The sequence below is a fragment of the Amycolatopsis sp. AA4 genome (assembly GCF_002796545.1).
In the GTDB taxonomy this organism is placed as follows: domain Bacteria; phylum Actinomycetota; class Actinomycetes; order Mycobacteriales; family Pseudonocardiaceae; genus Amycolatopsis.
Genome location: NZ_CP024894.1, coordinates 5745570 through 5771518 on the forward strand (window position 1 = coordinate 5745570; position 25949 = coordinate 5771518).

Consider the following 25949-nt stretch of genomic DNA (forward strand, 5'->3'; position numbering starts at 1 on the left):
TCGTATGGTTAGCCCAACAAACGATCGAACGGATTTATGCCCGGCGGGCGAAAATTCAGCCGGCGAGCCTCCGGACCACGGCGTCCGCGAGCAGGCGGCCGCGATCGGTGAGCACCGCGCGGCCCTGACTGTCCAAATCGGACTGTTCGAGCAAGCCTTCCGCGGCGGCCGCCCGGGCCTCCTTGAGCCCGGCCTCGTCGAGCGCGGACAACGCGAGGCCGTCGGAGATCCGGAGCTCCAGCATGATCCGCTCCAAGTGCCGGTCTTCCGGCGTGAGCACCTCGCGGTCGGCCTCCGGGCTCTGCCCCTCGGCGAGGAGGCTGGAGTACTTGGCCGGATGCTTGACGTTCCACCACCGCACGCCGCCGACGTGGCTGTGCGCGCCCGGTCCGGCGCCCCACCAGTCGCCGCCCTGCCAGTAGCCGAGGTTGTGGCGGCACCGTGCGGCCTCGTCGCTCACCCAGTTCGACACCTCGTACCAGGTCAAGCCCGCACTGGCGAGGACCGAGTCGATCAACTCGTAGTAGCTGGCCAGCGTGTCGTCGTCCGGAGCGGGCAGCTCGCCGCGTCGCACGCGGCGGGCCAGCGCGGTGCCGTCCTCCACGATCAACGCGTACGCCGACACGTGATCGACACCCGCCGACAGAACCGCGTCCAGCGACGCCCGCAGATCTTCGACGCGCTCCCCCGGCGTGCCGTAAATGAGGTCGAGATTGACGTGCTCGAACCCGGCGGCCCGGGCCTCGCGCGCGGCGTCGACCGGACGGCCGGGCGTGTGCACGCGGTCGAGCACCTTCAGCACGTGCCGGGCCGCGGACTGCATGCCCAGCGACACCCGGGTGTAACCCGCGTCACGGATGCCCGCGAAGAACTCGGGCGAAGTGGACTCCGGGTTCGATTCGGTCGTCACCTCCGCGCCCGGCGCGAGCCCGAACGCCGAACGCACGCCGTCGAGCACCTCGGCCAGCCCGTCCGCGCCGAGCAGGGACGGCGTCCCGCCCCCGACGAACACCGTCTCCGCCGGCGGCGCGCTGCCGAGGATCTCCGCGCCCAGCTCCAGCTCGCGCCGCAGCGCGTCCAGCCACGACCGGGGCGAGGCGGCGGAGCCGAGTTCGCCCGCGGTGTAGGTGTTGAAGTCGCAGTAACCGCAGCGGGTCGCGCAGAACGGCACGTGGACGTACACGCCGAACGGCCGGGTGCCGAGGCCGGCGAGCGCGGTCTCGGGCAGTCCGGCTGGAGGACGGTGGGTGTCGGGAACAGGCACGACGTCCATTCTCCCCCGCCGCGCCCGGGTCGCCGCGCAGCCCCGGCCCCCGAGCCGCGACAGGCAAGGCACCGTACGTGAGGGGAACCCTCACGTACTCAGAGACCCTCAGGGTTCCCCTCACGTACGGTGCAGCGCCGCAGGACAGTGGAGGAAAGTTCGGCCGCCGAACGATGCGCCGCCCGCCGAGCACCCGGTTGACAAGCGCCCGAAACCGTCCCACGATGCGTCCGAAAGCCGGGAAATACCTGGCAGATCGCCCGGCCAATGCACATCCGCGGCCGTTTCGCACCGCTGGAGTGAGCCTTCTCCCACGATCCGGACGCCCTTGGACGACGTTCGGCCCGCGTGGCAATCTGAGCCGGTGAGTCCTGCCGGTGTCCTTCTCGTGGCGCGCCGCCACGTCGACCTTCTGCGGGTCGCGAGCGCGCTCTGCCGGCCTGTTCGCTGACTCCCGCGCAAAGCCTGCCCAGCCCGCCACCTGGACCACCGGCCCGCCCCGCACCGACGCCGCGGCGGAGCCGCCTCGACCACCCCGCCCGGAGGATCTCCATGTCCGCACCCCCGCGTGAGACGCCCGCGAAGGCCCGCGCGCCTCGGACTCGCCAGAAGCGCGGCGAGGGTCAGTGGGCGCTCGGCTACCGGGAGCCGCTGAACCCGAACGAGCGCTCGAAGAAGGACGACAGCCCGCTGAACGTCCGCGCGCGGATCGAGAACATCTACGCGCACCGCGGCTTCGACTCCATCGACCCGGGCGACCTTCGCGGCCGGTTCCGCTGGTTCGGCCTCTACACCCAGCGCAAGCCGGGCATCGACGGCGGCCGCACCGCGCTGCTGGAGCCCGAAGAGCTGGACGACCGCTACTTCATGATGCGCGTCCGCATCGACGGCGGGGCGCTCACCACCGAGCAGCTGCGGGTGGTCGGCGAGATCTCGCGGGAGCACGCGCGCGACACCGCCGACATCAGCGACCGGCAGAACGTGCAGTACCACTGGATCCGGATCGAGGACGTGCCGTCCATCTGGTCCCGGCTGGAGAACGTCGGCCTGTCCACCACCGAGGCGTGCGGCGACTGCCCGCGCGTCGTGCTCGGCTCGCCGGTCGCCGGCATCGCCGCGAACGAGGTGCTCGACGCGACCCCGGCGATCGACGCGATCCGCGAGCGGTACATCGGCGACCCGCGGTTCGCCAACCTGCCGCGCAAGTTCAAGACCGCGATCTCGGGCCTGCCGGACATCGTGCACGAGATCAACGACGTCGCCTTCGTCGGCGTCAACCACCCCGAGCACGGCCCCGGCCTCGACCTGTGGGTCGGCGGCGGGCTCTCCACGAACCCGATGCTCGCGCAGCGGGTCGGCGCGTGGATCCCGCTGGACGAGGTGCCGCAGGTCTGGGAAGGCGTCGTTTCGATCTTCCGCGACTACGGCTACCGGCGGCTCCGTTCGCGGGCCCGGCTGAAGTTCCTGGTCAAGGACTGGGGCATCGACAAGTTCCGGGAGGTCCTCGAAACCGAGTACCTCAAGCGGAAGCTGATCGACGGCCCGCCGCCGGAGAACCCGGACACGCCGGTCGACCACGTCGGCGTGCATCCGCAGAAGGACGGCAACTACTACGTCGGGGCCGCGCCGGTCGCCGGGCGGGTGTCGGGCAGCACGCTGGTCGCGGTCGCCGACGCGGCCGAACGGGCCGGGTCGCGGCGGGTGCGGCTGACCCCGCACCAGAAGCTGGTCGTGCTCGACGTGCCCGAGGAGAAGGTCGCGGCGCTGGAGACCGAGCTGGCCGAACTGGGCCTGCAGACCAAGCCGTCGCCGTGGCGGCGCAGCGTGATGGCGTGCACCGGGCTGGAGTTCTGCAAGCTCGCGATCGTCGAGACGAAGGTGCGCGCGCAGCAGCTGGTCGCGGACCTGGAGAAGTCGCTCGCCGACATCAACGCGCAGCTGGAGACGCCGGTGTCGGTGCACCTCAACGGCTGCCCCAACTCCTGCGCCCGCGTGCAGACCGCCGACATCGGGCTCAAGGGCCAGATCGTCACCGACGCCGACGGCAACCAGGTCGAGGGGTTCCAGGTGCACCTCGGCGGCGGGCTCGGCCTCGACGCCGGGTTCGGCCGGAAGCTGCGCGGCCACAAGGTCACCGCGGGCGAACTGGTCGAGTACGTGGAACGCGTGGTGCGCGCGTACGTCGCGGGCCGCGAGCCGGGCGAACGGTTCCCGCAGTGGGCGCTGCGGGCGGACGAAGGGGTGCTGCAGTGACCGCCGTGGCGGACTACCGGGCTCTGGCCGGACGCGCCGAGAAGGAACTGGCCGACGCGACCGCCGAGGAGGCGCTGCGCTGGACGGCCGAGACCTTCGGCGACGACTTCATCGTGGCTTCGAACATGCAGGACGCCGTGCTGATCGACCTCGTCACGAAGGTCAAGCCCGCGGTGGACGTGCTGTTCCTGGAGACCGGCTACCACTTCGCCGAAACCCTCGGGGTGCGCGACGCGGTGCAGACGGTGTACCCGGAAGTGCGGATCGTCAACGCACAGGCCGAGCAGAGCGTCGCCGAGCAGGACGCGGAGTACGGGCCGAAGCTGCACGAACGCGACCCCGGCCAGTGCTGTTTCCTGCGCAAGGTCGTGCCGCTGCGGCAGACGCTCGGCAAGTACTCGGCGTGGGTCACCGGCGTGCGCCGGGTGGACGCGCCGACCCGCGCGAACACGCCGATCGTCACCTGGGACGAGCGCAACGGCCTGGTGAAGATCAACCCGATCGCGGCGTGGACCGACGACGAGTTCAACGGCTACCTGCACTCGAACGGGATCCTGGAGAACCCGCTGGTGTCGATCGGCTACCTCTCGATCGGCTGCGCGCCGTGCACCGCGAAGGTCGAGCCGGGGCAGGACCCGCGCAGCGGCCGGTGGGCGGGGCAGGCCAAAACCGAGTGCGGACTGCATGGCTGAGGAAGGAAGCATGACGACTTTGGAACCGGCGGCCGACGCCGCGGTAGACAATCTCGCCGCACTCGAGTCCGAGGCCATCCACATCTTCCGCGAGGTCGCGGGCGAGTTCGACCGGCCGGTGATCCTGTTCTCCGGCGGCAAGGACTCGACGCTGATGCTGCACCTGGCGATCAAGGCCTTCTGGCCCGCGCCGGTGCCGTTCCCGCTGCTGCACGTGGACACCGGGCACAACTTCGACGAGGTCCTGGAGTTCCGCGACCGCGTGGTGGAAAAGCACGGGCTGCGGCTGGTCGTCGCGAAGGTCCAGGACTGGATCGACGACGGGCGGCTCGAGGAGCGCGCCGACGGCCTGCGCAACCCGCTGCAGACCACGCCGCTGCTGGAGACGATCGCGGAGAACAAGTTCGACGCGGTCTTCGGCGGCGGCCGCCGCGATGAAGAACGGGCGCGGGCGAAGGAACGGATCTTCAGCCTGCGCAACGCTTTCGGCCAGTGGGAGCCGCGCCGGCAGCGGCCGGAGCTGTGGAACCTCTACAACGGACGGCACCGTCCGGGCGAGCAGGTCCGCGTGTTCCCGCTGTCCAACTGGACCGAAGCGGACGTGTGGAACTACATCGCCCGCGAAAAGGTCGAACTGCCTTCGATTTACTACGCCCACCAGCGCGCGGTCTACCAGCGCGACGGCATGTGGCTCAGCGAGGGCCCGTGGGGCGGGCCGCGTCCCGGCGAGGAAGTGCGGGAGCTGAGCGTGCGCTACCGGACCGTCGGCGACGGTTCGTGCACTGGCGCGATCGAGTCCACGGCGTCCACTGTGGAGGAAGTCATCGCCGAGGTCCAGGCCTCGCGGCTCACCGAACGCGGCGCCACCCGCGCCGACGACCGGATGTCCGAGGCGGCCATGGAAGACCGCAAACGGGAGGGCTACTTCTGATGTCGAGCCTGCTGAGGCTGGCCACCGCGGGCAGCGTGGACGACGGCAAGTCCACGCTGGTCGGCCGGCTGCTGTACGACACCAAGTCCGTCCTCGCCGACCAGCTCGACGCGGTCACCCGCGCGTCTGTCGACAAAGGACTGTCCACTCCGGACCTGTCGCTGCTCGTCGACGGCCTGCGCTCGGAGCGCGAGCAGGGCATCACGATCGACGTCGCGTACCGGTATTTCGCCACGCCGAAGCGGTCGTTCGTGCTGGCCGACACGCCCGGGCACGTGCAGTACACCCGCAATACGGTCACCGGCGCGTCCACCGCGCAGCTGGCCGTGCTGCTGGTCGACGCGCGCAACGGCGTGGTCGAGCAGACCCGGCGGCACGCGGCCGTGCTCGCGCTGCTCGGCGTGCCGCAGCTGGTGCTGGCGGTGAACAAGATCGACCTCGTCGGCTACGACGAGAACACCTTCGGCGTCATCGCCAAGGAGTTCACCGCGCACGCGGAATCCCTCGGCTACGACTCGGCGTCCGTCGTCGCCATCCCGGTCTCCGCTCTGGTCGGCGACAACGTGGCGACGCGGTCCGAGCGAACCCCGTGGTACGACGGGCCGTCGCTGCTGGAGCACCTGGAAAACGTGCCGGCGGCCCCGGATCCGCACGATTCCGCGCTGCGGTTCCCGGTCCAGTATGTGATCCGCCCGCGCACGGCCGAGTACCCGGACTACCGCGGTTACGCCGGTCAGATCGCGGCGGGCACGGTGCGCCCGGGCGACGAGATCGTCGTGCAGCCGCACGGGATCCGCAGCCGCGTCGAGCGGATCGACACCGCGGACGGACCGCTGGAGGAAGCGGGTGCCGGAACCTCAGTGACCCTGCTGCTCGCCGACGACATCGACATCAGCCGCGGCGACCTGATCGCGGCCGCCGACGCGCCGCCGGAGGTGACCGACGAGATCACCGGCACGCTGTGCTGGCTGTCGTCGAAGCCGCTCAAGACCGGCGCACGGGTGCTGATCAAGCACGGCACGCGGACCGTGCAGGGGCTCGCCACCGAGTTGCACGCCCGGTTCGACGAGCAGACCCTGTCCAGTGTGGACTCTCCAGAAAGCCTGGAACTCAACGACATCGGCAGCGTCAGCCTGCAACTGGCCGAGCCGCTGCCGGTGGACGACTACGGCGTGAGCCCGCGCACCGGCGCGTTCCTGGTGATCGACCCGAAGGACGGCGACACGCTCGCCGCCGGTCTCGTCGGCGAGCGGTTCTCGTGACGCCGCCCCTGGTCGCCGTCGCGCACGGCAGTCGCGACCCCCGCTCCGCCGCGACGGTGCGGGCGCTGGTCGACGTCGTCCGTGCGCAGGCGTCGGGGCTGGACGTGCACGAATCGTTCCTTGACCTGTCGGAGCCGCGCGTCACGGACGTGCTGCGCAAGCTGTACGCCTACGGGCACCGCTCTGCGGTCGTCGTGCCGTTGTTGCTGGGCAGCGCTTTCCATGCCCGGGTCGACCTGCCCGCGCTGGTCGACGAGGTGACCGCGGAGTGCCCCGGGTTCCGGATCCAGGTGTCGGACGTGCTCGGCGCCGACCCGGCACTGCAAGCCGTCGCCCTGGACCGGCTCGCCGGTGCCCGCCGCCGCGGCGGAACCGGGGTGCTGCTGAGCGCCGTCGGTTCCTCCAACCCAGAGGCCAACGCGGTCGTCGCCGGATTGGCCACCCGCTGGGAAAAGCGGCTCGGAATGCCGGTGAGCGAGGCGTTCGCCAGCGCCGCCCAGCCGGACATCCCGGCCGCCGCCGCCCGCCTGCGCGAGCGCGGCGTCCGGCATCTCGTGGTGGCGTCGTGGTTCCTGGCCCCGGGCTTGCTGCCGGACCGGATCGCCTCGCTGGCCCGCGAAGCCGACCCGGGCGCGTTCATCGCCGAACCGCTCGCCGACGACCCGCGCGTCGCGGACGTCGTGATCGGCCGGTACGCGGCCGCGATCTCCGGCCTGCTGCGGACCGCCGCCTGACCGGGCGGCCCGCTCTGGTCGCTGGCTCGCCCGGCCGGACCACGGTCGGTAGGCCCGAACGGCCGATCAGGCCCGCCCCTACCGCCACAAGGTGAGCGATATTCACATTTTCCGTCACGGTGCGCTCCTGTGAACGGTCACTCCTTGACGTATTACTTAACTTGCCGGTAACTCTCTAATCGCTGCGCAGCTTTCTCTCTCCCCCGTGAAACCCGCAGGTAGGAGCACACAGATGAAAGCACCTCACTCTTACCGGCTGGCCGCGCTGACGGCGGTCGCCGCGCTTCCGCTCGCCCGCGCGGCCCCGGCGTCCGCCGCGACCGCGATCAACTTCGACTGCCAGGCCGACGCGCCGGTGGTCGGCCCGCAGCAGGTGTCGCTGACCCAGAACGCCGACGTCACCGCGCCCGCGACGGTCGCGCCCGGCGGGGCGTTCGACGTCGTCATCGACCCCGCGCCCAACACCGTCCCGAGCGACGTGGGCGGCAACAAAGTCAAGAACATCAACACCTTCGCGCTGAAGTTCCCGATCCCGGCGAACTCGACCTACGTCAGCGCCGACCTCGCCGGCGGCTCCGGCCTCGGCGACACCCCGCCGACGATCAGTGTCGCCAACGGCGTGGCAACGCTGAGCTTCCCCGGCCCGATCGCCGGCGGTTCGACCTTTGAACTGCCAACCATCACCGCGCACCTCAAGGCGGGCGACTCCGGCACCATCGAGACGAAACTGTCCGGCACCAGCTACCGCGACCCCGGCCTGACCTTCAAGGCCGTGGCCGGCAGCATCATCGGCGACGTGACCGCGCCGACCGCGTGCTTCCCCAACCCCAGCCCGGTTTTCACCACGACGACCATCGGCTGACCCGGACCGCGGCCACCCGCTGCGCCCGGGTGGCCGCGCCTCGGTTCACGGCAGCAACAGTCCCCAGTAGAGCGCCCACGGTACGAACACCAGCCCGGCGACGAGCGGCGCGATCGCCCCGCGCCGCCGATCCGGTTTCCGCAGCCCCGCCAGGGTCACCGCCAGCGCCGCCACCGTCGCGACCGCCAGCAACTGCACTGCCAGCCACGGCAACGGACGCCCGGCGAGCACCGGTCCGAGATTTTTCATCCCGGACATCTGCGCCCAGCCGAGGATTCCGACGAACCCGGCGACCGTCGCCGTCCCCAGCCCGGCCAGCCACCGCGACGACCTGGTCCCCCGGCGGCGAATCAGCGCGACCAAGCCGCCGACCGCGAACCCGCCGAGCAGCAAGGCGAGCGCGATCCCTTGCGCCATCACAGATTCCCACCACGCCAACGGTCGGAGTGCTTCCGTCGGCCGCTGCGCGAAGGCCGCGGTTTCGACGTGCACGCCCTGCCGATTCGCCAGCCATTCCCCGACGGCCTCCGCATATCCCGGCACGACCCGGGGCAGCCGGTTGAATCCGGCGTCGCTGGTCGCGTAGAGATCCGGCCCGCCGCCAGCGATGAAGCGAATGGCGTGGTTCGGGTGCTTCGCGAGCGCGTCCGCGAAAATCCGGGAACTCTCGACCGGCGCGTGGTTGATGTCGAGGTCGCCCCACAACGCCAGGATCGGCTGCTTCAGCCGCCGCAGCACCGGCACCGGGTCGTAATCCGCCTCCGGGAACAGTCCCGCGCCGATCGCGAAGCGCGTGCCCCGCACCGGCAACGTCGTCAGCAGCGAACCGCCAATCCCTTGGTGGCGAAGGACATTGCCCCAGTACCACGACGTCTGCCGGGCTCCGCCCAACCCGGATCCGCCGACGGTGATCACGTACGAGATGTCGTCCGACCGCGTCGCCGCGAGGGGCGCGACCCAGGCGCCCTCGCTGACTCCCCAGACCCCGACGTCGGCGGCTCCCGTCTGCGCCCGCAACGCGCGGACCGCCGACACCAGATCGTCCGCCAGCACGCCGTAATCGCGCTGGGTCTTGGAATAACCGCTGGTGCGCCGGTCGTACACGAGCGTCGTGACGCCGATCCGCTTGAACATCTCGGCCTGCACGCGCAGATTGTCGCGGGTCTTCCAGTCCGACCCGCCTTGCAGGACGATCGCGGACTTCGCCGGCCCGTCCGGCCGGAACACCGTGCCGTGCAACGTGATTCCGCCGGCTCCGGCGAAACTGACGTCAGCGGACGGTTGTGCTTGTACCGGCTGGGCGGTCGCGAGGACCGAGCCCAGCACGAGGATCGCGGCGGCGAGCCGCGATTTGCCCCAGGGCAGCATGAAGTGTTCTCCTTGCTTCGGGAGATCGTGCGACGTTTTCCCTTGTTCCTGGGTGCCGAGTGGCCGCTCGGCACCCAGGCCTTCCTCCGGTTCAGTCCTGGCCGGCTCCCTCCCCGCCCGGAGCCGGGAACGCGAGCATCCGCGTCTCGACCCGGCGAGCCCCCTCCGGCGTCTCGTCGGCCGGCCGCTGATACCGCCGCAGCAGAGCGAGATAAGCCTCGAAAAAGTCGCCCAGCTCGTCCAGCGTCACGGTGATCGCGCCGCGCGAGTACGGAATCGCGTCCGCCCACTCGCCCAGCCGCGGCCGCTCGCGCTCGAACCGTTCGTACAGTTCGGTGTCGCCCGCGAGCCACAGCCGGTGCAGCTCGCCGATCGCCGCCTTCGCCGGATCATCGCGCTCCGCCTCGGGCGGCAACCGCACGTCATGCGGCACCGCGCGCCACCAGCGCTCCCGCCCGCGCGCGCGTTCGGGAAGCTCTTCGACGAACCCGTTCTCCGCCAGTACCCGCAGGTTGTAGCTCGTCCCGCCGCTGGTCACGCCCAGCCGCTCGGCGAGCGTCGTCGAGGTCGCCGGCCCGGACGCGGCCAGCAGTTCGAGAATCCGCTGCCGCAACGGGTTCGCGAGCGCCTTGAGTGCCTTCGAATCGGCGGTGCGAGGGTCTGCCATGCCCTCAAGGTAGCAGTGCACGAGTTCTCGTGCATGACTTTTCGTGCATGAACTTCGCCCCGGCTCCCGAGGAAGCGGTGTGCGAAAGTGTCAGGCATGGCTGACGAACTGGTGCACTACGAGGTGGCGGCCGGCATCGCCACGATCACCCTGGACTCCCCGCACAACCGCAACGCGCTGTCGGCGCAGCTGCGGCGGGAACTGAGCGAGTCGCTGGACAAGGCCCGCGAGGACGACGCGGTGCGCGTGGTGCAGCTGACCCACACCGGCCCGGTCTTCTGCGCGGGCATGGACCTGAAGGAGGCCCGCGGCGCCGGTTCGTCCGACCAGGGCGTGAACGAGTTCCCGCGGATCCTGGACCAGCTGTGGACGAGCCCGAAGCCGGTCGTCGCGCGGCTGGCCGGCCCGGCTCGCGCGGGCGGCATCGGCATGGTCGCCGCGTGCGACATCGCGGTCGCGGTCCCGGAAGCGACGTTCGCCTTCTCCGAGGTCCGGATCGGCGTCGTCCCGGCGGTCATCAGCCTGACGGTCCTCCCCCGGCTCAACGCCCGGGCCGCGCACGAACTCTTTTTGACCGGCGACGTCTTCGACGCGAAGCGCGCGGTGGAGATCGGCCTGCTGAACGCCTGCGTCCCGGCGGAAGAGCTGGACAAGACCGTCGAGGGCTACCTCAAGTCGCTGACCCTGGGCGGCCCGAAAGCCTTGGCCGCCACGAAGGAACTGCTGGCCCGTCCGCGTCCGGCGACCCCGGCCGAGGGCTTCGCGGACATGAACGCCCTGTCCGCGGGCTTCTTCGCCAGCGAAGAAGGTCAGGAAGGCATCCAGGCCTTCGCGCAGAAGCGCAAGCCGAACTGGGTTCCGCAGGACTGACGTTGCTGTCCGTGAGGGGAACCCTGAGGGACTCTGAGTCCCTCAGGGTTCCCCTCACGGACCTTTAATCGTCCACCAGCACCAAGGTCAGCCGCCGGTCGCCGGAGCCCATCGCCCGCTGCGCGTCCGACAGCACGCTGCGCACCGCCAGATAAGCCTTCGGCTCGGCGGCTTTCAATCCGTCCGACCCGGTCCAGATCAGCACGTGCTCGCCGGTCGGCAACCACGACAAATCCGTGAGCATGTCGTACAGCGCGTCGAGATTCCGCCCGAAATAAGACGGGAAAGACAGCGCCTCGCCGATCGCGTCCAGCGTCGACAGCTTGTCCACTGTCCGAGTTCCGTCGACCTGATGCGGGTAAGCCCCGCGCGCGAAAGCCGCGTCCGCCGCGGCCCGCGCCGTGTCCCCGCTCACCGCGCGGGGTCCACGACGACGAACGACGCGTAATGATCCCCTGTGTAATACAACTCTTTCCCTGCCCCCGTGATCAGCCGGCGCGCCCCTCGGTCCGGGCTGCCCGGCGTCTTCACGGTGTATTCGTGGTAATAGCCGTTCTTCTCCGCGGGAAGCTTCTTTTCCCGGTTCTGGAAGACGACGTCGTCATTGCGCGGATACGGGTAGGGCCCGCCCTTTTCGATCAGGTTCCACGTGTCCTTCGCCTGCGGCGGCAGCGACGACAACGGTTTGACCGGCAGCTTCGAATCGGCCCCCGGCACCTTCCCGGAAGCGGCGGCGGGAGCGCCCGACGAGGACGAGGGCGCCGGCGAATCCGAGGAGCCGGCGGTTTCCTTGACGAGCCACCCGCCGAGCACCAGCACGAGGAGACCGACGAGCGCAGCGGTGATCCGCCTTCGGTTGACCATGGTGTGCCAGCTTAGGAGCGGCCGGGACGCTCGTCGTCACGGGCCGTGCCGAACCGGCGGCCGAAGCGTTCGACCAGCTTGTCGATGGCCCACGCGGCGAGCAGGCACAGCGGCACGAGCACCGCCATCACCAGCACGAACTGCACGGGGAACCACGCCTGGGCGAGCCACAGCTCGACCCCGTCCCACCAGTTGGCCAGCCCGTCGAACACGAGTGTGAGCCTACGCGCGCTCGCCTGCGCCGGGCCGGGCAGGGGAGGTAGGTTGCTGCCATGTTCGCCGTATACGCGCAGGAACCCAACGCCGAGTCCCCGCTCGATTCGCTGGTCGTCGGCGAGCGGCCGGAACCCGAGGTGCCCGACGGCTGGGTCCGGGTGCACGTGAAAGCCGCCAGCCTGAACATGCACGACCTGTGGACCTTGCGCGGCGTCGGCATCAAGGCAGACCAGTTCCCGATGATCCTCGGCTGCGACGGAGCGGGAACGCTCGACGACGGCACCGAGGTCGTGCTGCATTCGGTGATCAACGCGCCGGGCTGGCAGGGCGACGACACGCTCGACCCGAAGCGCACGCTGCTCACCGAGAAGCACCAGGGCACGTTCGCCGACCAGGTCGTGGTCCCGGCCCGCAACGCGGTGCCGAAGCCGGCCGGCCTGAGCTTCGCCGAGGGCGCGACGATGGGCACCGCGTGGCTCACCGCGTACCGGATGCTGTTCGTGAAGTCGGAGCTGCGGCCGGGTCAGACGATGCTCGTGCAGGGCGCGTCCGGCGGCGTGTCGACCGCGCTGATCGCGCTCGGCCGCGCGGCCGGGTTCCGGGTGTGGGTCACCGGGCGCACCGAGGAGAAGCGCGCGCTGGCCGAGAGCGTCGGCGCGCACCAGACGTTCGAGTCCGGCGCGCGGCTGCCCGAGCGGGTGGACGCGGTGTTCGAGACCGTCGGCAAGGCCACCTGGGGCCACACGCTCAAGTCGCTGAAGCCGGGCGGCGTGGTCGTCGTGTCCGGTTCGACCAGCGGCCCCGACCCGTCGGCCGACCTGCAGCGCGTGTTCTTCCTGCAGCTGCGGGTCGTCGGCTCGACCATGGGCACCCGCGACGAGCTGGCCGACCTGCTCGCCTACCTCGACCTGAAGGGCATCAAGCCGCAGATCGGCGCCGAGCTCCCCCTTGCGGAGGCCCCCGCGGGATTCGCCGCGATGGCCGCCGGGGACACCGCGGGCAAGATCGTTTTCACCCGCTGATCCTGATCGCACCGCGCTGGCCTGGGCTTTTGCTGTTCGCCTGCGCCCGGGCCAGCGCTTTTACCCGTTCTCCAGTGAATCGTCAACACCCCGGCTTCGCAATCAGATAGTGACCCCCGAAGTTCCACCAGAAGTCGACCTTGGGCGGTTAACCTGGAGAACATGACCGCGACGCAGCGGCCCGCACCCGCCGACCGGGGCGGCCGGCACCCCAGCGACCCGGCGCCCGTCCGGGAGTCGTTCCGGCGCTTCGCCGGGATCCGCACGCGCGTGCTCGAGGTCGGGCCGTCCGTCGCCGAGGCGCCCGCACCGAAGCGCACGCGCCGCAAGGGCGGGGAGAAACCCCGCGCCCCCCGGCTCGTGTTGCTCCACGGGTATTGCGACAGTGCCGACACGTGGCGTCCGGTACTCGGAGAATTAGCCGCCGCGGGGATCGCCGCGATCGCCGTCGACCTTCCCGGCTTCGGCGACGCGCAGCCGTTGCGTCCCGGACCGATGCTGCCGCAGCTCGACGCGTTCACCGCCGCCGTGGTGCGCGAACAGGCCGTGCTCGGTCCAGTGGTGCTCGCGGGCAACTCGCTCGGCGGCACGATGAGCCTGCGCGCGGCGCAGAACCACCGGCTGCCGACCGCGGGCGTCGTCTCGATCGCCGCGCCCGGTTTCGTCGACTCGTGGCTGGTGCGCACGGTCGGCCGCAACCCGCTTCCGCTCCGGCTGTACTCCTCGCTTCCGTTGCCAGTGCCGGGTTTCCTGGTCCGCGCGGTCGCCGAACAGCTCGTGCCGCGGATCCTCTACGCCGACTCGAAGCACGCCGACGCGGGCCAGGTCCGGCGGTTCACCACGCTGTTCCCCGACTACCGGGCCACGACGTCCCGGCTCGAACAGGCCCGCCAGCTCGTCGCGGAGCTGGCCGACGCGTACCGGCTCGACCTGATCAAGATCCCGCTGCTCGCGGTCGCGTGCGGCAAGGACAAGCTGGTGACGGCCGCATCCGGGCGGAAGCTGCACACCCTGGTGCCGCACAGCAGGCTCGTCGTCCGCGAAGACTGGGGCCACTGCCCGCAACTGGACGACCCGGCCGAGGTCGCGGAGCTGCTGACGTTCTTCGCCGCGGGCGCGGTCCGCTCCGCCGCCCGCCCGGCGCCCACGGTCAACGCCGTCGAGGACGACTCGGCGACCGGGTGACCCGCGCCGCCGAGATAGTCACACTCCGGAGTCGGTGACAGGCGGGGCGCCTCCGGGTACGGTGCCCTGCCAGGGCCCGGAACCCGGGTCCGGCGAACCACCAGTCTGAGGAGACGTCGATGTCAGCTCCGCGCGGCCCTAACCTGGGCTCCGGGTCCGGGATCTTCCGGCGGAAGCCGATCGAAACCATCGAGCAGGCAGGCGAAAGCGGCCTGCAGCGCACGCTCGGCCTGCGGCAGCTGACCGCGATCGGCGTCGGCGGCATCATCGGCGCGGGCATCTTCTCGCTCGCCGGCGCGGTCGCGAACAAGACCGCGGGCCCGGCCGTGCTGATCTCGTTCCTGATCGCGGGCATCGCGAGCGCCGCGGCCGCGTTCTCCTACGCGGAGTTCGCCGGCCTCATCCCGCGCGCGGGCTCGGCCTACACCTACGGGTACGCGGTGCTCGGCGAGATCGTCGGCTGGTTCATCGGCTGGGACCTGCTGCTGGAGTACACCGCGATCGTGTCCGTGGTGGCGATCGGGATTTCCGGCTACTTCAACGATCTGCTGGGCTTCCTGCACATCTCGCTGCCGCACTGGATGTCCGGCGCGCCCGGGACGGAACCGGCGGGCGTCGAACCGGGGTCGTACAAGATCAACCTGTTCGCGGTGCTGCTCTGCCTGCTGATCGCCTTCATTCTCAACCAGGGCATGAAAAACGCGGCGCGCTTCGAAACGCTGCTGGTGTATTTGAAGGTCGCACTCGTGGTCCTGGTGATCGTGGTCGGCGCCTTCCACATCCAGAGCGGCAACTACAGCAACTTCTTCCCGTTCGGCCTGAGCGGCGCGTTCACCGGCGCGGCAACGGTCTTCTTCGCCGTCTTCGGCTACGACGCGATGTCTACCGCGGCCGAGGAATCGCAGGACTCGCAGAAGCACATGCCGAAGGCGATCATCTACTCGCTGGCGATCTCGATGGTGCTGTACGTGCTGGCCTGCCTGGTCCTGACCGGCATGGTGAAGTACACCGACATCAACCCGGAAGCCGCGTTCTCGAGCGCCTTCGCGAAGGTCGGACTCGGCTGGCTGGGCGCGATCATCGCGGTAGGCGCGATCATCGGCATCCTGACGGTCCTGTTCACCTTCCTGCTGGGCGCGACCCGAGTGGGCTACTCGATGAGCCGAGACGGCCTGCTGCCGAAGTGGTTCTCGAAGACCCATCCGGTGCGCAAGGTCCCGTCGCGCATCACGTGGATCCTGGGCGTCGCTTCGGCCTTGATCGCCGGCGTGCTCCCCATCGGAGAGGCCGCGGAACTGACGAACATCGGCATCCTGCTGGCCTTCGTGGTCGTCTGCATCGCGGTGATCGTGCTGCGCTACAAGCGCCCCGAACTGCCGCGCACGTTCAAGACGCCGGGCATGCCGGTGGTCCCGATCATCGGAGTCGTGTTCTCGGTCTGGCTGATCACGTTCCTGAAGCCGGAAACGTGGCTGCGCTTCGCGATCTGGTTCGTGATCGGCATGGGGATCTACTTCGCCTACGGCAAACGCCACTCCGCCATGGAACGCGGCGACCATGATTCCGGAGGGGTCGAGTCCACTTCGGACTGATCGCTTCGGCTGGGTTGTTTGTTGCGGGGGACGCCTTTGGCTGGCGTCCCCCGCTTCTTTTGCTCTGCTGACGCGGCGGAACTTCAGCGCAGCCAGCAGTTCCGCCGCGCAGCCAGAACACAGCGACCGGCCGAGGCCATGTCCGTGCCCTTCGCCGTAACGGGCCGCCGCAACGGGTCTAGCCGCCTCGCCACCCAGGGTGTTCAGCGCAGCCGATCAAGCCATCGCGGCCCAGCCCTCGCCAAAACGGAGAAGGCAACGCAACGACGCAAACCCGGCGGCCCAGCCCTCGCCACAGCGAAGAAGCCAACGCAACCAGTCGAGCCGTCGCGGCCTTGCCTCACCGAAGCGAAAGCCTCAGCGCAGCCGGTCGAGCCGTTCCGCTGCTGCCTTCGCCTCCGTGCGCAGGCGGGCGACGATCGAGGCCGCTGAGCCGTCGCTGGCGAGCGGGTACGTCTGCCCGGCCCACAGCGACATCGCTTCCGGGTCCCCGGCTTTGGCGGCCGCCGCGCGGACCGGTTTGCTCAGGTGGTGCAGTTGCGGGTACGCGGAGGGCGCGTGTGAGGAGAGGTCGCTCAGGACGCGGTTCACCATGCCCCGCGCCGGGCGTCCGCTGAAGGCGCGCGTGAACGCCGTCGGCCGGCCGGCTTCGGCGAGCGCGCGGCGTTGGGTGTCGCCGGTGCCTGCCTCGGTCGCGAGCAGGAACGCCGTCCCCAGTTGCGCCGCCGACGCGCCGGCGGCCAGGACCGCCGCGATGTCCGCGCCGTTGATCAGTCCTCCGGCCGCGATCAACGGCAGGCTCGTGCGCGCGCCGAGCAACCGCAGCAGCGCGAGCAGGCCGTACTCCTCGCCGCCGGCCGGGTTGCCCGAGTCGTCGGTGAACACGCCGCGGTGGCCGCCGGCTTCGAAGCCCTGCACGACGAGAGCGTCGGCTCCGCGCGCGGCGGCGAGGTCGGCTTCCTCCGGATTCGTGACGGTGACCGCGACCTTGCCGCCCGCCTCGTGGATCCGCTGCACTTCGGCGGACGTCGGCGCGCCGAAGGTGAACGACACCACCGGAACCCGGTGCCGCACGACGAGGTCGAGTTTCGCCGGGTACTCGTCGTCGTCCCAGACCGGGTCGCCGAGTTCGACGCCGTAGCGCACGGCTTCGGCGAGCAACCGTTCGCGGTGCGCGCCGAGGTCGGCCACCGACCGGCCGCCGGGGACGAACAGGTTGACGCCGAACCGCCCGCCGGTGAGGTCGGCGGCGTGCGCGATCTGGGCGTCCAGCGTCTCCGGGCTGAGGTAGCCGGCAGCGAGGAAGCCGAACCCGCCCGCGTTCGTGACGGCGCCGACCAGTTGCGGAGTCGTCGGGCCGCCCGCCATCGGCGCCGCGATCACCGGGAACTCGAGATCATCGAACATGTCCCCGAGCGTAGCGCCGCACCGGAAATGTGCCGGGTCGCCGCCGCGTTGCAGAACAGCATGACGGCAACCCTGGAACAGCTCCGCGCGCTGACGGTGGAGGAGAACGGCCTGGCCACCGTGGCCACGACCCGCGCCGACGGCACCGTGCACGCGTCCGTGGTGAACGCGGGCATCCTGGACGACCCGGTGACCGGCAAGCCGAGCGTAGGCTTCGTCGCCGTCGGCGGCGCGCACAAGCTCACGCTGCTGCGCCGCAACGGCCACGCGACCGTGACGTTCCGCCGCGGCTGGCGCTGGCTGTCGGTGACCGGCCCGGTCCGCCTGATCGGCCCGGACGACCCCGACCCGTCCTTCCCCGCCGACGGTCTCCCGCCCCTGCTGCGCGAGGTGTTCCGAGCCGCCACCGGAACCCACGACGACTGGGCGGAGTACGACCGGGTGATGGCCGCCGAACGCCGGGCCGCGGTGTTCGTGGAGGTGGGCCGGATCATCGGGAACGGTTGATCCGCCAGCGGCGCGTGCCGGACGCGCGGAGTTCGGCCCGCTCCGTTCAGCCCCTCTCGACAAGCGCCTTGGGCACCACCCGGACCGGGAACGGCTGTCGCGCTTCGAAGACCTCGGCTCCCCCGGCCTTCGCGACCTGCTGGTACAAGGCGTCCTCGTCCAGTTCGAACACAGTCAGCTCAGGCGCCGCCGGGTCGATCACCCAGTAACTCGGCACCCGCAGCCGTTCATAGACCGCTTTCTTGGTGTTCAGGTCGTGGATCGACGTGCTCGGCGACAGAATCTCGACGGCGAGCACGGGCGGCACCGGCAGATCCTTGGCGGTGAAGTCTTCGCTGCGGCCGACCAGGACATCCGGTTGCAGCTCCATCCGGTCGCCGACGTGCACGGCGAACGGCGCGCCGAGGACGTCGAACTCGGGCGGGCACGCCTCCTCCAGCACGTGGTAGAGCCGGTATCCGATCTTCTGATGGCGGTATCCGGGCGCCGGAGTCACGAGCAGCACTCCGTCGATGAGTTCGTAACGGCGGCCATCCTGCGGCATCCCCTCGAGGTCGTGCACCGTCATGGGCCCCGACCCGGGAGGATTCTGGATTTCCGTCATGACCGTCATGGTGCTCTCCTTTCCCTGTTCGCGCCAGAGACTCCCTGTCCGCAATTGAGAACACCAGCCGCCACCGACAAAAAACGGCGGCCCCGGAAACCCGGAGCCGCCGTTCACCCGAAAGCGGGCCTACTTCTTGTTCTTCCCGTTGTCCTCAGTGGACAGTGCCGCGACGAACGCTTCCTGCGGCACCTCCACCCGGCCGACGGTCTTCATGCGCTTCTTGCCTTCCTTCTGCTTCTCCAGCAGTTTCCGCTTCCGCGAGATGTCGCCGCCGTAGCACTTCGCCAGGACGTCCTTGCGGATGGCGCGGATCGTTTCGCGCGCGATGATGCGCGAGCCGATCGCCGCCTGGATCGGGACCTCGAACTGCTGGCGCGGAATCAGTTCCCGCAGGCGCGTCGCCATGCGGTTTCCATAGGTATAAGCAGCGTCCTTGTGCACGATCGCGGAGAACGCGTCCACCGTCTCGCCCTGCAGCAGGATGTCGACCTTCACCAGGTCCGCCACCTGCTCGCCGGACTCCTCGTAGTCCAGCGACGCGTAGCCGCGCGTGCGCGACTTCAGCGTGTCGAAGAAGTCGAAGATGATCTCCGCCAGCGGGATCGTGTAGCGCAGTTCGACGCGGTCCTCGGACAGGTAGTCCATGCCCAGCAGGGTGCCGCGCTTCGCCTGGCACAGTTCCATGATCGTGCCCACGAACTCCGACGGCGCGAGGATGCTCACCTTCGACACCGGCTCGTGCACCTCGGCGATCTTGAGCCCGCTCGGCCAGTCCGACGGGTTCGTGACGATCACCTCGCTGCGGTCCTCCAGCACCACGCGGTACACCACGTTCGGCGCGGTCGAGATCAGGTCCAGGCCGAACTCGCGCTCCAGCCGGTCGCGGGTGATCTCCAGGTGCAGCAGGCCGAGGAAGCCGCAGCGGAAGCCGAAGCCCAGCGCCACCGACGTTTCCGGCTCATAGGTCAGCGCGGCGTCGTTGAGCTGCAGCTTCTCCAGCGCCTCGCGCAGCTCCGGGTAGTCCGAGCCGTCCACCGGGTACAGCCCGGAGAACACCATCGGCTTCGGGTCGCGGTAGCCGGCCAGCGCCTCCTTCGCGCCGTTGCGCTCGGACGTCACCGTGTCGCCGACCTTCGACTGGCGCACGTCCTTCACGCCGGTGATCAGGTAGCCGACCTCGCCGACGCCGAGTCCCTTGCTGGCCTTCGGCTCCGGCGAGATGATCCCGACCTCGAGCAGCTCGTGCGTCGCGCCGGTGGACATCATCTTGATCTTCTCGCGCGGCGTGATCTTGCCGTCCACCACGCGGATGTAGGTGACGACGCCGCGGTAGGTGTCGTAGACCGAGTCGAAGATCATCGCGCGGGCGGGCGCGTCCGCGTCGCCGACCGGCGGCGGGACCTGGCGCACGCATTCGTCCAGCAGCTCGGTCACGCCCATGCCGGTCTTCGCCGACACGCGCAGCACGTCCGAGGGCTCGCAGCCGATGATGTGCGCGATCTCCGCCGCGTACTTCTCCGGGTCCGCCGAGGGCAGGTCGATCTTGTTCAGCACCGGGATGATGTGCAGGTCGTTCTCGAGCGCGAGGTACAGGTTCGCGAGCGTCTGCGCCTCGATCCCCTGCGCGGCGTCGACCAGCAGGATCGCGCCCTCGCACGCCTCGAGCGCGCGCGAGACCTCGTAGGTGAAGTCCACGTGGCCGGGCGTGTCGATCAGGTGCAGGACGTGGTCCTTGCCGTCCACCTGCCAGGGCAGCCGGACGTTCTGGGCCTTGATCGTGATGCCGCGTTCCCGCTCGATGTCCATGCGGTCGAGGTACTGCGCGCGCATGGCTCGCTCCTCGACGACGCCGGTGAGCTGCAGCATCCGGTCCGCCAGCGTCGACTTGCCGTGGTCGATGTGGGCGATGATGCAGAAGTTGCGGATCAACTCCGGCGGCGTGAAGGTGGTGTCGGCGAACGTCTTGGGCGCTGTCACTCGGGCTGTCCTCGGGATGGTGGGGGATGTCCGTACCCCATCGTCCCATGGACCTCCGGGTGCGGGTGGGGGTCATCCCCGATGCGGCCCCGCGCGTCTCGTGATGACCTCGAAGCATGACCAGTTCACCCTCCCCCTCGCCGCCCGGCCCCGGCGTCCTCGAGGCCGCGCTCGACCGGGCGTTCGGCCACCCCAGCGGGCTGCTGGGCAGGCTCGGCGGCAAGCTGATGGCGGCCGGCAACGCCGCGACCGAGCACCGCGTCGTCGACCTGGCCCGCCTCGAACCCGACGAAACTGTCCTCGTCATCGGACCCGGACCCGGGGTCGGCCTCGACGCGGCGAGCAAACTCGCCGGCGAGGTCATCGGCGTCGAACCCTCCCCGCAGATGCGCGCCCTCTGCACGGACCGTTGCGGCGACCGCGCCGAGGTGCGCGCGGGCGACGCGGCCCGGACCGGCTGCGAGGACGCGTCCGCGGACGTCGTGCTGACCGTCAACAACGTCCAGTTCTGGGAGGACCGCCCGGCTGCATTCGCCGAACTGTTCCGAGTGCTGCGGCCAGGCGGACGGCTGCTGCTCTCGGCACACGAGAAGTGGCTTCCGGTCACCCGGCACGAGCTGGCCGACGAGGCCGCCGCAGCGGGATTCACCGACCTGCAGACCTGGACCTGGGACCCGCCCGGGTTCGCCGCGCTCGCCGCCCAGCTGCGGGCCGTGAAACCGGGCTAGCGCTGGTCGCGGCGCAGCGGATGGTCCTCCGGGACCTCGACGAGCACGATCCGCAGCCCGTCCGGGTCGGCGATCCACGCCTCGTCGGTGCCCCACGGTTCGCGCCGGGCCTCGCGCACCGGTTCGACCCCGCGTCCGGCCAGTTCGGCCAGGGTCGCCGGGAGATCGCGGACCTGCAGGAAGAGATTGACGTCCGGGCCGGGCCCGGCCTCGCCCGTGCCGACCACCTCGATCGACCCGCCCCCGGCGAAAAACCGCGTTCCGCCAGGGAATTCGCGCTCGATCGCGAGGCCGAGCGCGTCGCGGTAGAACGCGGTGGACACCTCGTGGTCGCGGGGGTGGATCAGCACCCGGCTGCTCAGTACGTCCATGGCTCCTGCCTACCCGAGCGGCTCAAGCGACCGCAATCGCGGCGATCCCGGCCAGCACCACCAGCGATCCGGCCAGCCTGCGGACGGCGTTGCGTTCGCGGAGCACGAGCCAGGCAGCGACGCCGCCGAAGACGATCGACAACTCGCGCGCCGGAGCCACCAGGCTGACCGGCGCGATCCGCAGGGCGTACAGGACCAGCAGGTATCCGGCGGGCGAGGCCAGCCCGACGATCAGCACCTCGCGCCGGTGGTCCCGCCACAGCTGCTTGATCTCGGACCGGCCGCGGGCAGCGGTCGGCGCCAGCAGGATGCTCTGTCCAATCGCACCACCGCCGAAGTACACGAGCGGAGGCACGCCGAGCGACGTGACCGAGTGCGCGTCCCACAGCGTGTACGCCGCGATGACCGTTCCAGTGGCGACGCCGTAGAACACCCCGGCGCGACGGGCCTTCGCGTCGCCGGTGCTGCCGCCGAGACTGATCACCAGGACGCCCGAGACGACGAGGAAGGCCCCGACCAGCCCGAGCACGCCGGGCCGCTCCCCCAGGACGAGGACGGCCACGAGCACCGACACCAGCGGTCCGGTGCCGCGGGCCAGCGGGTAGACGATCGACAGGTCGCCGACCTCGTAGCCGCGCTGCAGCACGATCCCGTAGACCACGTGCAGCACCGCGGTGCCCAGCGCGGCGAACAGCCAAGTCCACTGTGGACGTTCCGGTTCGACGGCCAGCGCGACCGCGATCGCCGGGAGCATCGCCGCCGCCGAAACCGTGTAGTACAGCCAGACGAAGCGCGGACCGCCGCCGGAAACCCGTTTGGCGGCGAGGTTCCACGCGGCGTGCACGACCGCGGCGACGAGGACCATGGCGAGGGCGGTGGTGTTCATCTGCGACCCTTTCAGGTTTTCGGCGCACGCCGAAGACCGGGTCCTCCAGGCTTTTGTCCCGTCAGATGAACGGCGGGGCTCGGTGTCCCGCCGAAGGTGCCGCTCGGACCAGGCCCGCCCGCCCTCGTTGTCTTCGCGGTCTTCGCGCCCCGCCTCGGGGGCCACGGGCAGGCGACGGAACCCTAGGCACTACCGAAGCCCACCGTAACCGAGCCGGCGCCGGGATGCCGGGCGGTCGCGCGCTGCGGGGCCCTCGCCAGCGCCGCGAGCAGGGCTGTTAAGATTTTCGACTGTTGCCGTGCGGCATTCCGTCAGGGAGGAAACCCGGCAGTCCCTCGGGGCTGGTCCGGAGCCACACGAACGCGGCAGCGACCTTCACCGAGTGAAAGAGGAACGCCTCCATGGCCAACATCAAGTCGCAGGTCAAGCGCATCACGACGAACGAGAAGGCGCGGCAGCGCAACCTGGCGATCCGGTCCTCGGTGAAGACCGCGATCCGCAAGTTCCGCGAGGCCGCCGAAGCCGGTGACAAGGACAAGGCCCTCGAACTGCAGCGCGACGCCGCTCGCAAGCTCGACAAGGCCGTCACCAAGGGCGTCATCCACGCCAACCAGGCCGCGAACAAGAAGTCGGCTCTCGCGAAGCGCGCGAACCAGCTCTGAGCGCAGTCTTTCCGGAAGGCCCGGCGGCTTCGGCTGCCGGGCCTTTTCCGTGTCCCGGGGGGCGCGGCCGCCGCGGATCCGGCGGTTCACCGGCTTGCCGACGGGTCCCGCCGAGGCGCTCCCGGCAGCTGAGGGACATCGGCACCCTCGGCCGAGAGGCAGAGTCGCGGCGGCATTCGTGGTCTTCCCGACGACTCCCACCAGGTGATCCGTCAGCCGAGGGATAGCGATGCCCTCGGCCGCAAACACAGAATCCCAGCGGCATTCACGGGCTTCCCGACGACTCCCGCGAGGTGCTGCCGTCACCCGAGAAGCAGCGGTGCCCCTCGGCCGCAACCGCCGAGCGCCGACAGCGTTCACCGGCTCCCCCGCTGCGACTCCCGCCAAGTGATCCCGTCACCCGAGAAGCAGCGGCATCCCTCGGCCGCAACCGCAAAGCCCCGACAGCGTCACCACGACAACTCCGCCAAGGCGGTCCCGCCTGGAGTTCAGCGGTCTCCCTTGGCCGCGACCACGTCGAGGACCGCGCGCTGCAGGGCGTAGTTCGCGTCGGCCGCCGCGCCCTTGACCTCGGCGTTCAGCCGCGCCACGACGCGCATCGCGGTGGCCAGGCCGTCCTGGCCCCAGCCGCGGGACTGGCCTTGCGCCTTGCGGATCTTCCAGGGCGGCATGCCCAGCTCGCCCGCCATCTGGTTCGGGTTGCCGCGCCCGGCTGCGGACACACGAGCGATCGTGCGGACCGCGTCGGCGAGGGCGTCGGCCACCAGGACGTGCGGGACGCCCAGCTGCATCGCCCACTGCAGCGACTCCATCGCAGCGGCCCGGTCGCCCGCGACGGCCTTCTCCGCGACCGCGAAGCCGGTCACGTCGGCGCGTCCGGTGTGGTAGCGGCGGACCGCCTGCTCGTCGACGACTCCCCCGGTGTCGGCGACCAGCTGGGTCGCCGCCGAGGACAGTTCGCGCAGGTCCGAGCCGACCGAGTCGAGCAGCGCCATCAGGCCCGCGCCGTCGATCTTGCCGCCCGCGCGGCGCACCTCGTTGCGGACGAACGCCTCGCGCTCGGCGGGCTTGGTCAGCTTCGGGCATTCGGTGATCTCCGCGCCCGCTTTTTTCAACGCGCCCGGCAGCGCCTTGGCGGCCTTGCTCCGCCCGCCGCCGCTGTGCACGACCACGAGGACGATGCCGTCGGCCGGCGCCTTCACGTACGCGAGGACCGCGTCGGACAGCTCCTGCGAGATGTCCTGGGCCGACTCCAGCACGATCACGCGCCCCTCGGCGAACAGCGACGGGCTCACCAGCTCGGCCAGCGCCGGCGGTGTGAGATCGGACACCCGCGTCCGCGTGAGGTCCGCCGTCGGGTCCGCGGCCCTGGCCGCGTCGAGGGACGCTCGCACAGCCCGTTCGATGAGCAGTTCTTCCTCGCCCGTGACGAGGTGCAGCGGCGCGGGTGCGGTGGTCACCCGGCCATCTTCTCACCCGGCCGCCGGGCCGTCCGCTCCGGTGATGTGGCCCGCCTCCGTGGCACGAGCTGATCGGGATGTCGTACGGTGTAGCCGAGGACGCGCCCTGCGGCGCTCCGACAACCGAATACCGCTCATCCAGAGGGGCAGAGGGAACGGCCCGACGAAGCCCCGGCAACCGGCGTGCAGCCTGTCATCCCGCGATCGCGGGGTAGCTGACGACCACGGTGCCAATTCCGGCCCGCTTCGGCGGGGCAGATGAGGAAAGGAACCTCGCGATGACTGCAGCCCTCAGCGCCACCTCCGCCAACAAGACGATCGACCTCGGTCCGGCCGTCGAACTGGTGTCGAAGGAAGAAGGGCACCGGCAGCCGCTCGCTCCGGAATTCGTCTCCGTCGAAGACTTCTCGCCGCTCGAGGTCGCCTACGACTTCGGCCGCGTCCGCCGCGAGGACATCGAGGCGGGCCCGCGCAACATCTGGCGTTACAAGAAACTCCTCCCTGTCCCCTCGACCGTCGAGGAGACTCCGAACACCGAACCCGGCTGTACCCGGCTCGTGCGCGCCGACCGGCTCGCGAAGGAGCTCGGCCTCAAGAGCCTGTGGGTCAAGGACGACACCGGCAACCCGACGCACTCGTTCAAGGACCGCGTGGTCGCCGTCGCGCTCGCGGCCGCCCGCGAGTTCGGCTTCGAGGTCCTCGCGTGTCCCTCGACCGGCAACCTGGCCAACGCGACCGCCGCCGCCGCGGCGCGCGCCGGCTGGCGGTCGGTCGTGCTGATCCCGAAGAACCTCGAGCGCGCGAAGATCCTCACCACCGCCGTCTACGACGGCGACCTGATCGCGGTCGACGGCAACTACGACGACGTGAACCGGCTCGCCACCGAGCTGGCCGCCGAGCACCCGAAGTGGGCGTTCGTGAACGTCAACGTCCGCCCGTACTACTCCGAGGGCTCGAAAACGCTCGCCTACGAGGTCGCCGAGCAGCTCGGCTGGCGCATCCCCGAGCAGATCGTCGTCCCGATCGCCTCCGGTTCCCAGCTCACCAAGGTGGACAAGGGTTTCCGCGAACTCGGCCAGCTCGGCCTCGTGGACGCCAGCCCGTACAAGGTGTTCGGCGCGCAGGCCACCGGCTGCTCGCCGGTCTCCACCGCGTACCGCAACGGCCACGACGTGGTCCAGCCGGTCAAGCCGGACACCATCGCCCGCTCGCTCGCGATCGGCAACCCGGCCGACGGCCCGTACGTGCTCGACGTGGTCAACCGCACCGGCGGCGCGATCGAGGACGTCACCGACGAAGAGGTCGTCGAAGGCATCCGGCTGCTCGCGCGCACCGAAGGCATCTTCACCGAGACGGCCGGCGGCGTCACCGTGGCGACCGCGAAGAAGCTCGTCGAAACCGGCAAGCTCGACCCGGACGCCGAAACCGTCCTCCTCATCACCGGCGACGGCCTCAAGACCCTCGACGCGGTCGAGAACCACCTCGGCCCGAAGGCCACCGTGCCGCCGTCCGCCGAAGCCGTCGCCAAGGCGCTCGGCTACTGACGCACCGGCCCGGGGTCC

Annotated in this window: 27 protein-coding genes and 1 riboswitch; of the genes, 15 read left to right on the forward strand and 12 right to left on the reverse strand. The window is 70.3% G+C overall.

What is annotated here, in order from left to right:
* Positions 1 to 55: 55 nt before the first annotated feature.
* Positions 56 to 1273 carry a radical SAM family heme chaperone HemW gene (gene hemW / locus CU254_RS26585; protein WP_050788287.1) on the reverse strand — a complete coding sequence of 406 codons (1218 nt, stop codon included), beginning with the start codon at positions 1271 to 1273 and terminating at the stop codon, positions 56 to 58.
* Positions 1274 to 1628: 355 nt separating this feature from the next.
* Here hemW and CU254_RS45035 point away from each other — a divergent pair, with 355 nt between their 5' ends.
* The 7 genes from CU254_RS45035 to CU254_RS26620 all read left to right on the forward strand — a co-directional run bounded on the left by CU254_RS45035 (position 1629) and on the right by CU254_RS26620 (position 7998).
* On the forward strand, positions 1629 to 1715 hold the full coding sequence (locus tag CU254_RS45035; protein ID WP_350540000.1) for a putative leader peptide: 87 nt from the start codon (positions 1629 to 1631) through the stop codon (positions 1713 to 1715).
* A 101-nt stretch (positions 1716 to 1816) separates the two neighbouring features.
* A complete protein-coding gene (locus CU254_RS26595; protein WP_009081008.1) occupies positions 1817 to 3517 on the forward strand; it encodes a nitrite/sulfite reductase in 1701 nt (566 codons plus the stop codon).
* Positions 3514 to 4209: a phosphoadenylyl-sulfate reductase gene (locus CU254_RS26600; RefSeq protein WP_009081010.1), complete on the forward strand. Its 696-nt coding sequence runs from the start codon at positions 3514 to 3516 to the stop codon at positions 4207 to 4209. Before CU254_RS26595 ends, CU254_RS26600 begins: the two co-directional genes overlap by 4 nt.
* A 10-nt stretch (positions 4210 to 4219) precedes the next feature.
* Positions 4220 to 5140, forward strand: a complete 921-nt coding sequence (gene cysD, locus CU254_RS26605; protein WP_037714927.1) for a sulfate adenylyltransferase subunit CysD — start codon at positions 4220 to 4222, stop codon at positions 5138 to 5140.
* Positions 5140 to 6402, forward strand: coding sequence for a sulfate adenylyltransferase subunit 1 (locus CU254_RS26610; protein ID WP_009081014.1), 1263 nt, complete (start codon positions 5140 to 5142; stop codon positions 6400 to 6402). The genes cysD and CU254_RS26610 overlap by 1 nt, the downstream gene beginning before the upstream one ends.
* Complete coding sequence (locus CU254_RS26615) at positions 6399 to 7136, forward strand: sirohydrochlorin chelatase (RefSeq protein WP_009081015.1); 738 nt, start codon at positions 6399 to 6401, stop codon at positions 7134 to 7136. Before CU254_RS26610 ends, CU254_RS26615 begins: the two co-directional genes overlap by 4 nt.
* Positions 7137 to 7368: 232 nt before the next feature.
* A complete protein-coding gene (locus tag CU254_RS26620) occupies positions 7369 to 7998 on the forward strand; it encodes a hypothetical protein (RefSeq protein WP_037714930.1) in 630 nt (209 codons plus the stop codon).
* A 45-nt stretch (positions 7999 to 8043) separates the two neighbouring features.
* Here CU254_RS26620 and CU254_RS26625 read toward each other — a convergent pair whose 3' ends face one another.
* Entirely contained in the window at positions 8044 to 9366 is a 1323-nt protein-coding gene (locus CU254_RS26625; RefSeq protein WP_100266887.1) for a S9 family peptidase, read from the reverse strand.
* A 91-nt stretch (positions 9367 to 9457) separates the two neighbouring features.
* Entirely contained in the window at positions 9458 to 10033 is a 576-nt protein-coding gene (locus CU254_RS26630) for a helix-turn-helix transcriptional regulator (protein WP_037714933.1), read from the reverse strand.
* Between the two features lie 96 nt (positions 10034 to 10129).
* Between CU254_RS26630 and CU254_RS26635 the strand changes: the two genes are divergently transcribed.
* The gene (locus CU254_RS26635) at positions 10130 to 10903 is read left to right on the forward strand and encodes an enoyl-CoA hydratase-related protein (RefSeq protein WP_037714935.1); all 774 of its coding nucleotides are present in this window, start codon (positions 10130 to 10132) and stop codon (positions 10901 to 10903) included.
* A 64-nt stretch (positions 10904 to 10967) separates the two neighbouring features.
* Here the strand turns inward: CU254_RS26635 and CU254_RS26640 are convergent, their stop codons facing one another.
* The 3 genes from CU254_RS26640 to CU254_RS26650 are packed head-to-tail and all read right to left on the reverse strand — an operon-like array spanning position 10968 to position 11979.
* Positions 10968 to 11318, reverse strand: coding sequence for a barstar family protein (locus CU254_RS26640; RefSeq protein WP_009081020.1), 351 nt, complete (start codon positions 11316 to 11318; stop codon positions 10968 to 10970).
* Positions 11315 to 11767, reverse strand: coding sequence for a ribonuclease domain-containing protein (locus tag CU254_RS26645; protein WP_009081021.1), 453 nt, complete (start codon positions 11765 to 11767; stop codon positions 11315 to 11317). The genes CU254_RS26640 and CU254_RS26645 overlap by 4 nt, the downstream gene beginning before the upstream one ends.
* Positions 11768 to 11778: 11 nt before the next feature.
* The gene (locus tag CU254_RS26650) at positions 11779 to 11979 is read right to left on the reverse strand and encodes a hypothetical protein (protein ID WP_037714937.1); all 201 of its coding nucleotides are present in this window, start codon (positions 11977 to 11979) and stop codon (positions 11779 to 11781) included.
* 60 nt (positions 11980 to 12039) lie between these two features.
* On the opposite strand from CU254_RS26650, the gene CU254_RS26655 reads away from it, so the two are divergent.
* From CU254_RS26655 to CU254_RS26665, 3 genes are all read left to right on the forward strand, one after another.
* Positions 12040 to 13005 carry a zinc-binding dehydrogenase gene (locus CU254_RS26655; protein ID WP_009081022.1) on the forward strand — a complete coding sequence of 322 codons (966 nt, stop codon included), beginning with the start codon at positions 12040 to 12042 and terminating at the stop codon, positions 13003 to 13005.
* Positions 13006 to 13167: 162 nt separating this feature from the next.
* The gene (locus tag CU254_RS26660; protein WP_009081023.1) at positions 13168 to 14190 is read left to right on the forward strand and encodes an alpha/beta fold hydrolase; all 1023 of its coding nucleotides are present in this window, start codon (positions 13168 to 13170) and stop codon (positions 14188 to 14190) included.
* Positions 14191 to 14309: 119 nt separating this feature from the next.
* Entirely contained in the window at positions 14310 to 15782 is a 1473-nt protein-coding gene (locus CU254_RS26665) for an amino acid permease (protein WP_009081024.1), read from the forward strand.
* 357 nt (positions 15783 to 16139) lie between these two features.
* Here CU254_RS26665 and CU254_RS26670 read toward each other — a convergent pair whose 3' ends face one another.
* On the reverse strand, positions 16140 to 17189 hold the full coding sequence (locus tag CU254_RS26670) for a nitronate monooxygenase family protein (protein ID WP_009081025.1): 1050 nt from the start codon (positions 17187 to 17189) through the stop codon (positions 16140 to 16142).
* Positions 17190 to 17249: 60 nt separating this feature from the next.
* Here CU254_RS26670 and CU254_RS26675 point away from each other — a divergent pair, with 60 nt between their 5' ends.
* Complete coding sequence (locus CU254_RS26675) at positions 17250 to 17696, forward strand: pyridoxamine 5'-phosphate oxidase family protein (protein ID WP_009081026.1); 447 nt, start codon at positions 17250 to 17252, stop codon at positions 17694 to 17696.
* 46 nt (positions 17697 to 17742) lie between these two features.
* Here the strand turns inward: CU254_RS26675 and CU254_RS26680 are convergent, their stop codons facing one another.
* Both CU254_RS26680 and lepA read right to left on the reverse strand, forming a co-directional pair.
* Positions 17743 to 18309 (reverse strand): Uma2 family endonuclease, encoded by a 567-nt coding sequence (locus CU254_RS26680; protein WP_009081027.1) that lies wholly within the window; start codon positions 18307 to 18309, stop codon positions 17743 to 17745.
* Between the two features lie 120 nt (positions 18310 to 18429).
* Positions 18430 to 20280: a translation elongation factor 4 gene (gene lepA / locus CU254_RS26685; protein ID WP_100266888.1), complete on the reverse strand. Its 1851-nt coding sequence runs from the start codon at positions 20278 to 20280 to the stop codon at positions 18430 to 18432.
* 116 nt (positions 20281 to 20396) lie between these two features.
* On the opposite strand from lepA, the gene CU254_RS26690 reads away from it, so the two are divergent.
* Positions 20397 to 21008, forward strand: a complete 612-nt coding sequence (locus CU254_RS26690) for a class I SAM-dependent methyltransferase (RefSeq protein WP_009081032.1) — start codon at positions 20397 to 20399, stop codon at positions 21006 to 21008.
* On the opposite strand, the gene CU254_RS26695 is transcribed toward CU254_RS26690, so the two are convergent.
* Both CU254_RS26695 and CU254_RS26700 read right to left on the reverse strand, forming a co-directional pair.
* Positions 21005 to 21379 carry a VOC family protein gene (locus tag CU254_RS26695; protein WP_009081033.1) on the reverse strand — a complete coding sequence of 125 codons (375 nt, stop codon included), beginning with the start codon at positions 21377 to 21379 and terminating at the stop codon, positions 21005 to 21007. The genes CU254_RS26690 and CU254_RS26695 overlap by 4 nt on opposite strands.
* Before the next feature lie 22 nt (positions 21380 to 21401).
* Entirely contained in the window at positions 21402 to 22265 is an 864-nt protein-coding gene (locus CU254_RS26700) for a DMT family transporter (RefSeq protein ID WP_009081035.1), read from the reverse strand.
* Positions 22266 to 22666: 401 nt separating this feature from the next.
* On the opposite strand from CU254_RS26700, the gene rpsT reads away from it, so the two are divergent.
* A complete protein-coding gene (gene rpsT / locus CU254_RS26705) occupies positions 22667 to 22927 on the forward strand; it encodes a 30S ribosomal protein S20 (protein WP_009081037.1) in 261 nt (86 codons plus the stop codon).
* A gap of 488 nt (positions 22928 to 23415) precedes the next feature.
* Here rpsT and holA read toward each other — a convergent pair whose 3' ends face one another.
* Positions 23416 to 24387, reverse strand: a complete 972-nt coding sequence (gene holA / locus CU254_RS26710; protein WP_009081039.1) for a DNA polymerase III subunit delta — start codon at positions 24385 to 24387, stop codon at positions 23416 to 23418.
* Positions 24388 to 24518: 131 nt separating this feature from the next.
* A riboswitch (SAM riboswitch) is annotated at positions 24519 to 24652 on the forward strand.
* A gap of 13 nt (positions 24653 to 24665) precedes the next feature.
* Here holA and thrC point away from each other — a divergent pair.
* Positions 24666 to 25931 carry a threonine synthase gene (gene thrC / locus CU254_RS26715; RefSeq protein ID WP_009081041.1) on the forward strand — a complete coding sequence of 422 codons (1266 nt, stop codon included), beginning with the start codon at positions 24666 to 24668 and terminating at the stop codon, positions 25929 to 25931.
* The last annotated feature ends 18 nt before the right edge of the window (positions 25932 to 25949 follow it).